The sequence below is a fragment of the Rufibacter soli genome, from assembly GCF_054781795.1.
The window spans coordinates 1,467,492-1,480,336 of sequence record NZ_BAAGTS010000002.1 but is presented as its reverse complement, the minus strand read 5'-3'; the positions used below and the strand labels follow the sequence as shown (position 1 = coordinate 1,480,336).

Here is a 12,845-nt window from a genome sequence, read left to right as displayed (position 1 = left end):
TAAAAGAGAATTTTCATAAAACTGTCTGCGTTTTTTTCTGGCTAAATACCTGAAACCGGGTATTGGATTTGAAAAGTAGGCGGTTCTTAAAAAATGCCCCAAGTCTATATTTAAATTGGTAAGTACCTTGTATTTTTGACGCTTCAACCATGGGTGCCGCTTTCGGGCTGGTGTACCTCCTATCAAGGAGTATGGCCAAGCAAGGAAAGCGCTGACCGGGGGACTGTTTTTATCTTTCAAAATGAACCAGACTAGCCATGCCCACCGTATCTCGGGGGCCGGTTTACTTATTGCCCTTGGCATCATCTACGGTGACATAGGCACATCTCCCCTGTACGTAATGAAGGCGATTATTGGGTCCACGCCCATTAATGGTACCTTGGTGTACGGCGGAATCTCCTGCGTTGTCTGGACCCTTACGCTCCAAACCACCATCAAGTATGTGATTTTGACCCTTCGGGCCGATAACAAGGGCGAGGGAGGCATATTCTCACTTTTCGCGCTGGTGCGCCGGCATGCCAAGTGGCTGACTATTCCGGCCATGCTAGGCGGTAGCGCCCTTCTGGCAGATGGAATTATCACGCCCCCTATCTCGGTGTCTTCGGCCATTGAGGGTCTTAAGATCATTTACCCTGAAATCCCCACGGTACCTATCGTGATCGGTATTCTGGCGCTTATCTTCCTGTTGCAGAGTTTCGGGACGCAGATTGTAGGCAAGGCTTTTGGCCCGGTGATGCTCATCTGGTTCAGTATGCTGGCGTTTTTGGGGGTCCTTTCCGTATTGGAGCACCCAGAGATTCTCAAGTCGCTTAACCCCTATTACGCCTATGATCTGCTCGTGAACTATCCGGGCGGTTTCTGGCTTTTGGGGGCCGTATTCCTTTGTACCACGGGGGCTGAGGCCCTTTATTCAGATTTGGGGCATTGCGGAAAAGGCAACATTAGAATCAGTTGGGCCTTTGTGAAAACCTGTCTGCTGTTGAATTACTTCGGACAAGGCGCCTGGTTGATGCAGTTTGAGGGCAAGAACCTCACGTCGCTTTCCACCAACAACCCGTTTTATGGCCTCATGCCAGACTGGTTCCTAATCTTCGGGATTGCCATTGCCACCATTGCCGCCGTTATTGCCAGCCAGGCCTTGATTACGGGTTCCTTTACCCTCATCGGCGAGGCTATCCGGTTGAATATGTGGCCCAAGGTGCGCCTTATCTATCCTACCAATGTCAAGGGCCAGATCTACGTGCCCAGCATTAATCGGCTCTTGTTACTGGGTTGTGTAGGCGTGGTACTCTACTTCAAAGAGTCTGCTAACATGGAAGCCGCCTACGGCCTTGCCATTACCGTGACCATGTTAATGACCACCACCCTGCTAAGCTATTACCTGCTCATGAAGCGAGTGGCCAGAGTTTGGATTGGGCTGTTCTTGGCGGTGTACTTAACCATTGAAGGTTCTTTTCTGGCGGCCAACCTCATTAAATTCCCGCATGGCGGCTGGGTAACCCTGGTCATTGGGCTTCTGCTGATCTCCGTGATGTATATCTGGCTCAGGGCCTACTACATCAAGAAACGCCTGACTGAATACGTGCCCATTAAAGAATACGTGCCAGCCCTGCGCGAACTGAGCGAAGATGAGTCTATCCCTAAATACACCACCCACCTGGTGTTCATGACCAGCGCTGAGCGTACTTCTGAGATAGAGTCTAAAATCATCTATTCCATCTTCCAGAAAAGGCCTAAACGCGCTGATATCTACTGGTTTATCCACGTGAACACCATGGATGAGCCCTACACCATGGAGTACAAGGTGAACGTGCTGGCCGAGCGGGATGTGGTCCGGATTGACTTTAGGTTAGGCTTTAGGGTAGAGCAGCGCATTAACCTATTCTTCAGGAAAGTGGTGGAAGACCTGGTGCAGAACGGCGAGGTAGACATTACCAGCCGATATAGTTCTTTGAGCAAGCAGAACGTGATTGGAGACTTCCGGTTTGTGGTGTTGGAAAAATTCCTGAGCTACGAGAACGACCTTCCCTTCTGGGAAAACACCATCATGCAATCATACTTCTACATCAAGGAATTCACTACCTCAGAAGGCAAATGGTTTGGCCTAGATACCAGCTCAGTGAAAATTGAAAAGGTACCGCTCATCATTAAACCAGCCCGCCAACTAGAGATGAAACGCATTGTCTAGTCTCTCCTTTATCACCCTTAAAGACAGTGGCTCCCAGGACTTTCCTGGGAGCCACTGTTGCATTTAGGAAAGGTGGGAAGCCAAATGCCGTTTCGATGCTGTTTTTGGAAAAACAGCCTCGAAATAAAAGGCTCTTCCGCAAGTTTAGCGCTAGCGTAACTTGTGGTTTTTCATTGTAGGGAGTTTATCAACTCCCTTATTTTTGCCCAAAGAAAGGCCCTTAAAAGGATGAAAGGTTGAATCCAAGTTAAGTTTATAAACTTACTCAGTGGTTAACCCCAAGTTACACTAGCGCTAAACTTGGGGTAGGTCCCAGTAGGTAACCATTCCTTAAAAACAAAAGGCCTCCTGAAGTAGGAGGCCTTTTTGATAAAAGCTGTTTTGAGGGTGGTTTTAGAAAAACGAGCTCAAAACGTTATTTGCTGGAAGTCCACTTTTCGTAGGCTTTTTCCTGAGCCTCTGTTGGCGTGGCCACTTTATCGGCGCGGTATTTCACAGTCTGGTCTTTCAGGAGTTTCACGGGGATGATCATCACCTGGCCTCCTCTGCTGATCACCAGCTCCAGCACATCCCCTACTTCATAGGCCGGAATGGATTTGTTGATGTCATCTGTTACCCGGTAGCCATTCATGGCAATGATCTCATCGTTCACGTTCAGGCCGGCCTGCCAGGCACTACCGTTACGGGTGACAATGGTGACCATAGGCTTGCCGCTGGTAGTGGAGATGGCTGCGCCCAACAAGGGCACGTTTTGGTTTTTGTTCACATCCGTGAGCGTCACACCTACAGTGGCCAGGAAGGAGTTGTAGTCGGGGGTTTCATAGCCATACACGTACTTAGCAAAGAAATCATCCATGGAGCGGCCAGTAAACTTCTCTATGCCTTTCTGGAATTCCTGATCGGTGTAGCCGCGGTCCAGCTTTTTGTAATATTGGTCATACAGGCCTTTCATGGCGTCATCCAGGGTTTTGGTACCGTTGGTGGCTTTCAGTATTTCCAAGTCCAGGAGCATGCCCAGAATGGCACCTTTGCTGTAGTAAGAGAGGTGCGTGTTGTAGGAGTTCTCATCTGGGCGGTATTGCTTGATCCAGGTATTGAAGCTGGACTCTGCCGCCGAAACCACCTTGTTGCCCGGAGTGTTCTCTACACTGGTAATGTCACTGGCAATATTGTCCAGAAATTCACGCTCTGTGGTAACTCCCGCGCGGCGGGTGATCAGGTCTGCGTAGTAAGACGTAAAGCCTTCAGACACCCACAGCAAATTGGAATAGTTCTCCTGGTTATAGTCAAACGGCCCCAGGTTCTTAGGCCGAAGGCGCTTCACATTCCAGAGGTGAAAATACTCATGAGCTACCAGGTTCAGGAATCCTTTGTACCCGCGCTCGGTGCCATAGGCGGTGCGGGTGGCTCCCAGGGTAGTGGAGTTCAGGTGCTCCAGCCCGCCCCCGCCGGCGGCCAGGTTATGGACAATGAAGAGGTAATACTTAACCGGTAACTCGCCAAACACCTTGGCGGCTTCCTCGGTCACGCGCTTCATATCAGCGGTGAGGCGTTTGGGCTCATAGTTGGCATCGCCGTACATGGCCACGTCATGCCGTACCCCGTTGCTCTCAAAGGTCAAAATCTCATGGTTGCCAATCTCAATAGGCGAGTCCGCCAGCACATCATAGTTCTCGGCCCGGTAGGTAAAAGGCTGTCCAGCAACTAAAGGCAAGCCAGTAGACACCTTGCTCCAGCCTTTGAACGGGACAACGGTTAAGGTAGAAGGCAGGTCTTTATGGCCTTCGGGGTACATGAACACGCTGGTGCCGTTCAGGTAGCCATGGCTGGCATCAATAAAACTAGTGCGCACGCTCAATTCATAGGCGTACACCTTGTAGGTAACCGTCACGTCTTTTCCGCCCGAGGCCACCCGCCAAGTGTTTTTATCTATTTTAGGGGAAGACACTTTTTTACCCCCAACTACTGCCTCAAACGCCTCGACATTCTTAGGAAATTCCCTGATCAGGTAAGAGCCTGGCGCCCACACGGGCATGGTAAGGTCCAGGTTTTTCCCCTTAAATCCTGCCAGGCGCATCTCTACCTCAAAGTAATGGGTATAGGGCTCTGGCATGGAAAGACGGTACGTGATGGTGGGCGAGGCCATAGCGGAGGAGGAAACCGCCAAGGCCAGGAGCATTAAAAAGCCTAACGCCCAAGAATGGATTATTTTTTGCATAGAGAAGGATAAATGATGGTATTTAAAACCGAATAATACGGTTAAAAAGCGTTGAATCCAAGGATTTAGCCCTTTTAGCAACCACAGCCCGTAGGTTGAACGTATGCCAAAGAAAGGAGAACTATGAAGAAAATTTGGATCATTTTTGGGGCCCTGCTCCTTTTGATACTATTCTATAAGGCGATGTTTGGGCCCGATGACCCGCTTGGGCCCGCCGTGAAAAGAACCAGCCTGGATGGCCGCGATAAAGCCTTCCACAATGACACCGCCGCCCATAGCGCCAACGAGGCTGGCAGAGACGCCCCGGGTTTAGGCGTACTGGAAGGCAACTACGCCTCTACCGCCGACAGCCTGGTGGCCTTTGCCCTGCAGCGCTACGGCACTGAATATACCTATGGCGGCGTAACCGAGGAAGGATTTGACTGCTCTGGGTTTATCACCTATGTCTACAGCCAGTTCAGGATGGATTTGCCCCACGGGTCTACCCTGCAGTCTAAGATTGGGGAAAGCGTACCCCTGCAGCAAGCCAGAAAAGGTGACCTGCTCATTTTCACAGGCACCAACCTGGAGGACCGTACCCCGGGCCACGTGGGCATTGTGATCACCAACCCGCCCAAGGCCGTGCAATTTGTGCACTCTTCTTCTAACGGCGGTGTGAAGGTAAGCGAAGTGGAAGGCACCCTTTACCAGAAACGGTTCCTGGATGTACGCCGCGTGCTTAAGTAGCCTCAGGCATAAGGTTTCCCATCCGTTACTATAGCCTCACTAAAGCCGCCCTTCCGTTTTGGGCCTGTTTTTCGAAAAACAGGCCCAAAACGGAAGGGCGGTTTATTTCTTTTAGCCAGGGATAATAGCTTACTCCATAAATTTAGGATGAATGGAGTAGTCTTTTAAAAAAATGGGGCAAAAAAATACCCGGCCACTGCAGTAGCCGGGTACGGAATCCTTTGAAATGGTATCAAGCGACACGAAAGAGAACTGCCCCTCAGTCGCATTGGGCTACCTCATGCCGGATTCGCCAGTAGACAAAGTCTAGTTAGCAAGCTTCAACACGGTTAACGGTTGACACATGAGCTAGGCTTAATACATTTTTACTGGGATTAGACACTTTTACCTCCTTTCTTTTAGTCCGACATAAACCCGACTACCCGCTTGCCAAATAACTTATGGCGGAGGAGAAGGGCCCGGAGCACTCGCTTCCGTTTGATAAAGATAAAAGACGGAAGGATAGTTCAAAAGGTTTTATGGTTTTTTTTGGTTGAAGGAATGTATTTTGGTTGGGCCAAAAGAAAACTAAAACCCAGGCCAAAGCCATCAGATAATCAGCGGCGACCTCAATATGGTAACGTGCAGGATTAGGTTATAAGCGCGATGCTGACTGTCGATACCTTGTCTCCCAACAGCCCTATAAATGCACAAAACCTCTCACTTCTCCTCCCGCTTTATTTAAGAGGGTAAAGAACAGTTCCGCCCAAGGTCAGTACCAGCAAATAAACTACTATTACCATCCAGACTTCTTTTTTGATTCCGCCTAAGGTTAGAATCCAAGCAGGTAAATAAACTTCCCGATTACAGGAAAGTCCTTTTTAATCTCCTTGGTGCCGCAATAGTACTTTTCTCAAAGATTTTCTATCAGAGAAAGGGCCAGAAACAGCCACTTGTTTCTGTTTAGCTCAAGAAACTTAGGGGTTTGGCTTTTTTTGGATTACTATTTGCTTATATTTAGATTACAAACAAACTAACTACTTTCAAAAAACCACCAGTATGAGAAAAGTCTTCTTATTTGCGCTCTTCCTTTGCCTGTCCACGTTGGGGATGGCTCAGAAAAAATCTCCGCTTGGCATCTGGACCAACGAGGAGAAAGAGGCCCGGTTTGAAATCTACCAGTGCGGCGATAAACTTTGCGGAAAAATCATCTGGCTGAAAGAGCCCGACAGAGACGGCAAGCCCAAGGTAGACCAGTTTAACCCAGACCCTAAATTGCAGAAACGCCCCGTGATTGGGCTGGTTTTCTTGAAAAACTTTGCGCCCGATGAGGCCTACAAATGGGATGACGGTACCATCTATGACCCTAAAACCGGTAAAACCTACTCTTCTTACATGAAGTTGGTAGGCAATGACAAACTGGAAGTGAAAGGCTACATTGGTATTTCCTTGATAGGCCGTTCACAGGTCTGGACCAGGGTGAAATAAACCAACCCTCCTATAAAAGAAAAGGGGCTACCGCGGTAGCCCCTTTTCTTTTATATACCTGCGAAGTTCCCTTTTCCCTTTCTGGGGTAAGGCAGCAGAAAGTACTAGAACAAGTCCAGGACCTGAATTTTCTTGTCTCTGAAGGTAAAGGAATCGCCTTTGGTCTTACCGGCCATAGCCTGGAAGACCGGCGAGGCCGGGGATATAGCAAAGTATTTATTCCCATCTACCTCAATCTCACCAAGGCTAACCGAGATGAAGTAATTTTGGGCATCTGTCTTCACTATAGAGCCCAGAGAGATGTCTTCGTTCACCTTGTTTCTTACAATCCGTTTCAGGATTCCCAGTTTGCCAATGGCCTCATCTAGTTGCTTGGCAAACATATCACGCTGGATATGGCAGGCCTCCCTAAACGATTCAAATTTATCTTCAATGGCTCCCTGGCTTTCGTTGGCGCTGGCCTGGGCATCTTCCATAGCCAACCTAGCGTTTTCCACAAAGTCTGTTTGCTGGCGCAGGCATTCATCTAACAATCTGTGTTTTATATCAAGATCAACAGAAACTTCAGTAATAGTAGACATAGTTTTGAGGATAAAGGATTTGTCAGTAAATGTTAAAGCAAAATTCTTACATGTTTTAGAATCAGGGCACCTTTAAAAAACTGTTTTAAGGGTGTTTTGAAGAAAAGAGGCTCAAAACGGCTGCAAGATCCTAAGTGACTTGCAAGCTTTAAACTCAAAAAATAAGATTTTGTTTAGGATAAATCAATTAAAATTCAAGATTTTATTCTATTACAGCTTTATGAATCTGTAAGTAATCTCTTCTGCCCCATACTGCGCCTTTATTACATAAGCCCCGGCCCGTAAATCTGCCACTGAGATAGTGCGGCTTTCTGGTTTTAGCACCTTCATCGTTTTCCCCAGCACATCATAGATAGTCACCTGTGAGGGCGTGCGCCACCCATTTAAAGTGAGCAGGCCAGAAGTTGGGTTAGGGAAAATCCCCGACGGTTCCCGCCCTGGCGGCACAATGGAGAAATCTTCCTTCGCATTGGAAAATCCTGCGTATAGCAACCAGGTATTGGGGTCTATTTCTACATAGGTTACCTTACCGGGCACCTTGAAAACATAATCTTGCTGGCCCTTGTTCTGCTGCACCAGCACCAGGGTATCTTTCACGGTGGTAGTGATTTTAAACTCTACCTCCGTTTGGAAGAACGGGGTTACCGGACTGGTTCCGGTTTGGTTAGTTCTGATATACAAGCTGTCGCCGCGTTGGGCATAGGCCACATTTAAAACAGGTAGGCCTTCCCCATATACCCACTGGTCAAAAAAGTATTTGTAGGGTTTGCCGGTTTCCCGTTCCACTATTTTCTGAAAATCGCGGGTGGTAGCTACTTTGTATTGGTACTCTTTTCTATAGGCCTGCAGGATTTTAAAGAATAGCGCATCACTCCCTACCGCATGCCGTAACATATGCAGCACCATGGCTCCTTTCCTATAAGTCAAGGCTGAACTGAAAATCCGCGAAACCGAGGTGCTGTCTTTTACAAAGACCATCCCGTTTTCAACGGAAGCAGCACTGGATCGCACTCCTACCAGCCACCCTTTTTTTTCTAAAGGCCGCAATTTCTCCAAGGCCAGGTACTCACTGTAAGTGGCAAACCCTTCATTCAGCCAGATATGGCTCCAGTCGGCGCAGGTAACTTCATCTCCCCACCATTGGTGGGCCAATTCATGAGCCGTAAGCGTAAACCCAAAGCTAGATAGGGTGGTCATGGTCTGGTGCTCCATGCCGCCGCCTATGGGTGCCATACTATGCCCGTATTTCTCTTTGTAGAACGGGTACAGGCCAAAATGCTCAGAAAAAACCTGGAGAAAGGAGGCAGTGTTGTCAATACCAGCCTTTACCGAAGAAAGCGACTGAGGGTAAATGTAGTTCTGGAACAACATAGGTTGCGGCACCCCGGGCAATGGCACGGGGTAGGAATACTCCTCATAGGGCCCTAACGCCACCGAAATAAGGTAATAAGCAATGGGATAGGTAGACTTCCACTCATACCGGTGCAATTGATTGCCCATGGGAGTTACCCGTTGGATAAGCCCATTAGACCCCACCTTGTTGGAGGTAGCGGTAGTAACCCAAACGTCTAAAGAGTCGGCTTTGTCTTCCAGCAATTGCTTTACCGGAAACCACTCTGAGGCGGCAAAGGGCTCACTCAAACTCCAGGAAAAAGACCCTTCCGGGATTTTAGTTGTATTGTAGCCATTGCCTATAGCGGCACTCGCCCCTGAGGGAGCCTTACCCGCATAGAATACCTGCACCTTGAACTTTTGTTTTAGCCCAATTGCCACCGGAAGGTCTGCCACCACCTCACTACCTGAGCGCCTAACACTACACAGCAACCCATCTACCAATACCTGCTCAATGGTGAAGTTGGGATGCAGCTCAAAACCAAACTGTGAAAGTGCATTAATCTGCGAAGAAGCCACTAATACCACGTTTCCGGCCACGTTTAAAGAGGTATTCTCCAGCTGGAGGTCTAGTTTATACCAATGCAGGTCATACTGCCGCATCAGGTCCCGGTGCCCCAATGAGGTAATGCCATCTGCCAGCAACAGTGAAGGAGAAGTGGTTCTGGTCACGGCACATGGGTGCTCTTCTTTTTGAGGAGCCTGCGCCCAACCCTGAGCCATACTGCCTAAAAGCAGAAGCAGCCCAGGTAATAAGAGCCTAAAAATCCGGGCCAAGAAAGACAAAGGAGCTAGCATAGGAGTATGTACGAAATGAGCGTAATGGGAAGATACTAACAAAACGCGCAAGGGCCTGAAAATTTCTTTTCAGGCCCTTGCATACTCCACTAAGTGGATACCTACTGCACTACTATTTTCCCTGATTGGGCTACTTTGCCCACCACTACTTGTACTACATAAACACCTGGCCCGTACGCACTCAGATTCAGCTGTTTGGAGAAAGCACCCTGCACCATGCCTAAGTCTTCCTCATACCTGGTTAAGCCCTGACCGTCTACTACCCGCAGCTGCGCTTTGGCTTTTTTCTGCGCATTAAAACTTAGTTGCACCGCTCCGCTGGTAGGGTTGGGCGAAAACTGAAGGTTCAGGCTGGAAATGGTTTCGGCACTTTTCTTATCGCTTTTGCTTTCGGCTTTAAGTGTTTTGCTTTTCTTGCCTGTAAGGCTGGCGTTGCCCTTTCTCAGGATAAAGATCTGGTCAGCCCCATCTATGCTGGGTTTGATTAATTCAAAGTTCCCATCCTGGAAATGGGCTCCATTCGCCCCCTCCTTTATCCTGATCACCCTTATCTCCCGGTTGTTCCCGTTTTTATCTATTCTAATGCCGTTTTTCAGAAGCAGGGAGTCTACCCTGAGGTTCATGGTGCTGTCTATCCGGAATACCCGGGCGTTATGTGAAAGAGAGTCTCCTGCCAGGGTTCTGTAAATAGTAATGGCCCGTTTTTCCCCGGTTCCTTCTTTTCCTTTCAGCTCTTTGATGGCCTCGCCGGAAAAGGTAATCGCTTTAAATTGCTGTGCCCCTGCCCTTCTAATGAAAAGGGAATCAGAGGTGATGGTCCTGAATATCCTACCCTTCAAAGAATCTGACGCGGCCGCACTGGGAAGGACAACTATTTTCATTCCTTGGGTACCACTTAGCCTCTGGCTTTCCAGCAGCTTGAACCCTAGGTCTTTAAACTCTGGATTGCTTTCCTGCATTTTCTTAATCACCTGCTCTACTGCTTGCCCCTCCGCCAGCGTAAAGGTGGTGTCTAACACATATTGTTGACCATCTACGGCCCGCACTATCTTTACCTTGGCTTGCCGGGTAGTTTTACTTCCTTGACCAGTTCTCTGCGCCTTTACCTGAAAAGTGCAAGCCCACAAACTTAAAATACCTAAGAAAGGAACTTTTAGGGTTTTGTATAGGTTTTTTCTCATAAATAATTTAACTTAGCTAATACTTAAAAGGTAGAACACAATATTACCGGGTATTGAGCCAAAGTAAGGTTAAGGCTTGGTTAAAGTTTGTTAATAAAAAGTTAAAGTAAAGATTCCGCTTACCGGAGCCTTTATCTTTGTTAAGATGAGAAAGAAAACGCTTATTCTGGTCATAGCCCTCATGAGTATTTCCCTGGTGGGGTTGATAGGCTTTCAGGTCTACTGGATCCACCATGCCGTAAAAATGGAGGAGCAGGTTTTTGACCGGAATGTACAGGAGGCCCTCCACAAGGTGGTAAGCAAACTAGAAAGGCAGGAGGCCGTACAGTTCCTGAAAGAAGAGGCTCCCCAGCTTAGGGCCGCCGCCTTGTCTCCCACTATTGCTACACCACCTGCCACCTTTGCCAAAACAGCAAAACCACACAACAACTTAACAAGTGACCGGGCTACTGTAATAACAGTAAGCCGTCCGGAGCCAAAAAACTTTCCTAGGGAGGTGCCTGCTGAAAATAGGAGCCTGGCGTCGATCGACAGAAGGCCCAGCGTGGGGACCATCACCCTTGAAAAAGGCCAAGGCAGTAGAAGGGATTCTTATTGGGTTTCTACCGCGCAGGCTTCTGGCTCCCCCGCAAAAACGGTGGAGGTATTTGGAAAAGGAACAACAGACTCCCTGGTGGTCTGGAACATATTGGCCTCGCAGGCAAAGCAGGCAGATTCTCTGGCAAAAAAAGGGCGCGCGCGCCTCTTTCATAGGGCTTCTCTAGATTCGGCCTGGGCCCAGAACTTACCAACAGACTCCCTGGCCGCCGGTCAAAGGTTTGAGGTGGTGCGCATAACAGGTTCACCGTCTGTTAAAGCCATTAGCCTAAAAGGGAAGTCCCTGCGGGTGGTAACAGATTCAATGGTACGCCGGGCCCAGCAGCAGGCCATCTCCTTCTCTAATGACTCCATCACGGAGGTGGTGCGCTATTATACAAATGTGGGTGGCCGTAATATCTTGGTGAGTCCTCCCCCATCCCCGGAAAGGATTTTTGTGACCACCGTGCCCGCCCCCCTTCCGGCCCCTCCTGCGCCTTTGATGCCCCCTGCCAAACGGGCAAGGGTAGAGAAAGAACTGCATCTCAAAGCAGAGACCAAAGCCCAGCACCTGAACCAGGTCATGCAGCAGATGGCCGTGGAATATGTACGCAAAGAAAAGCCGCTGCAGGAGCGGTTGCACCAGTTGCAGTTACAGGAAATGCTCTCTGCCGAACTTCGGGACCGGGGCATCACCTTGCCCTACCGCTTCATGTTGCAGACGGCTGCCGGAAAAGCCAGGGAACACATTATGCTTACCGCTTCCTTTGTGCCTACCCCGCCTTCCGGGCACTTGCCCGGCAATGAATACACGGTTCGCCTTTTCCCCAATGACATCCTGACGGCGCCCAGTTACCTGCAGGTCAACTTCCCGGGGCGCCAGCTGTATGTCTGGCAAAGCCTGTGGTTACCCTCTGCTATGTCATTGGTCTTTACACTTATCATTCTGCTCACCTTCTCGGTTACATTGTACACCATTATCAGGCAGAAAAAAACCTCTGAAATCAAGAATGATTTCATCAATAATATGACCCATGAGTTCAAGACGCCCATTGCCACAATTTCCCTAGCCCTGGATGCGCTCGTAAACCCCAAAGTGCGGGCAGATGACGCGCGGGTCAATTATTACGCCCGCATCATCAAAGATGAAAACAAGCGCATGCACCAGCAGGTGGAGAAAGTACTGCAGACCGCCCAACTGGAACGCCAGAACCTGGAACTGGCTTTAGAGCAGGTAGATGTACACCAATTGATCCAGAAGGCCGTAGAGCCCTTTCAGTTGCACATTGAAAAACGGCAGGGCCAGCTGGACCTAAAATTAAACGCCAGCAATCCTATCATAGTAGCAGACCCGTCGCACCTGGTTAACATGATTGGCAACCTGCTGGACAATGCTAACAAATACTCCCCCAACGCCCCCAAAATCACCATTCAAACCGCCGCTACCCCAAAAGGGCTGCACATTTCTGTGGAAGACCAGGGAACTGGTATGTCCAGAGAGGCGCAGAAAAAGGTGTTTGAGAAATTCTATCGGGTACCTACCGGTAACATTCACAATGTAAAGGGCTTCGGGTTAGGGTTAAGCTATGTCAAAACCATGGTAGAAGCCCACTCAGGCACCATTCACCTCCGCAGTGAGCTTGGCAAAGGCAGCAGGTTCACCTTGTGGCTTCCATGACAGAGACACCGCATAAACCTCACCCTGTAATCCTAAAAAC

At 49.0% G+C, this 12,845-nt stretch carries 8 protein-coding genes; 4 read left to right on the top strand and 4 right to left on the bottom strand.

What is annotated here, in order from left to right:
- The first annotated feature begins 241 nt into the window (after window positions 1-241).
- Window positions 242-2,188 carry a KUP/HAK/KT family potassium transporter gene (locus ACYVJQ_RS08090; RefSeq protein WP_460892569.1) on the top strand — a complete coding sequence of 649 codons (1,947 nt, stop codon included), beginning with the start codon at window positions 242-244 and terminating at the stop codon, window positions 2,186-2,188.
- Window positions 2,189-2,603: 415 nt separating this feature from the next.
- On the opposite strand, the gene ACYVJQ_RS08085 is transcribed toward ACYVJQ_RS08090, so the two are convergent.
- The gene (locus ACYVJQ_RS08085) at window positions 2,604-4,406 is read right to left on the bottom strand and encodes a M61 family metallopeptidase (protein WP_460892568.1); all 1,803 of its coding nucleotides are present in this window, start codon (window positions 4,404-4,406) and stop codon (window positions 2,604-2,606) included.
- A gap of 123 nt (window positions 4,407-4,529) precedes the next feature.
- On the opposite strand from ACYVJQ_RS08085, the gene ACYVJQ_RS08080 reads away from it, so the two are divergent.
- Both ACYVJQ_RS08080 and ACYVJQ_RS08075 read left to right on the top strand, forming a co-directional pair.
- Window positions 4,530-5,132: a C40 family peptidase gene (locus tag ACYVJQ_RS08080; RefSeq protein ID WP_460892567.1), complete on the top strand. Its 603-nt coding sequence runs from the start codon at window positions 4,530-4,532 to the stop codon at window positions 5,130-5,132.
- 1,038 nt (window positions 5,133-6,170) lie between these two features.
- Window positions 6,171-6,599 (top strand): DUF2147 domain-containing protein, encoded by a 429-nt coding sequence (locus ACYVJQ_RS08075; protein ID WP_460892566.1) that lies wholly within the window; start codon window positions 6,171-6,173, stop codon window positions 6,597-6,599.
- Window positions 6,600-6,703: 104 nt separating this feature from the next.
- Here ACYVJQ_RS08075 and ACYVJQ_RS08070 read toward each other — a convergent pair whose 3' ends face one another.
- The 3 genes from ACYVJQ_RS08070 to ACYVJQ_RS08060 all read right to left on the bottom strand — a co-directional run bounded on the left by ACYVJQ_RS08070 (window position 6,704) and on the right by ACYVJQ_RS08060 (window position 10,551).
- On the bottom strand, window positions 6,704-7,180 hold the full coding sequence (locus ACYVJQ_RS08070) for a hypothetical protein (protein ID WP_460892565.1): 477 nt from the start codon (window positions 7,178-7,180) through the stop codon (window positions 6,704-6,706).
- Window positions 7,181-7,390: 210 nt separating this feature from the next.
- Window positions 7,391-9,295 (bottom strand): M1 family aminopeptidase, encoded by a 1,905-nt coding sequence (locus ACYVJQ_RS08065; protein ID WP_460892564.1) that lies wholly within the window; start codon window positions 9,293-9,295, stop codon window positions 7,391-7,393.
- A gap of 176 nt (window positions 9,296-9,471) precedes the next feature.
- On the bottom strand, window positions 9,472-10,551 hold the full coding sequence (locus tag ACYVJQ_RS08060) for a T9SS type A sorting domain-containing protein (protein WP_460892563.1): 1,080 nt from the start codon (window positions 10,549-10,551) through the stop codon (window positions 9,472-9,474).
- Between the two features lie 145 nt (window positions 10,552-10,696).
- On the opposite strand from ACYVJQ_RS08060, the gene ACYVJQ_RS08055 reads away from it, so the two are divergent.
- The gene (locus ACYVJQ_RS08055) at window positions 10,697-12,805 is read left to right on the top strand and encodes a sensor histidine kinase (protein WP_460892562.1); all 2,109 of its coding nucleotides are present in this window, start codon (window positions 10,697-10,699) and stop codon (window positions 12,803-12,805) included.
- Window positions 12,806-12,845: the final 40 nt, after the last annotated feature.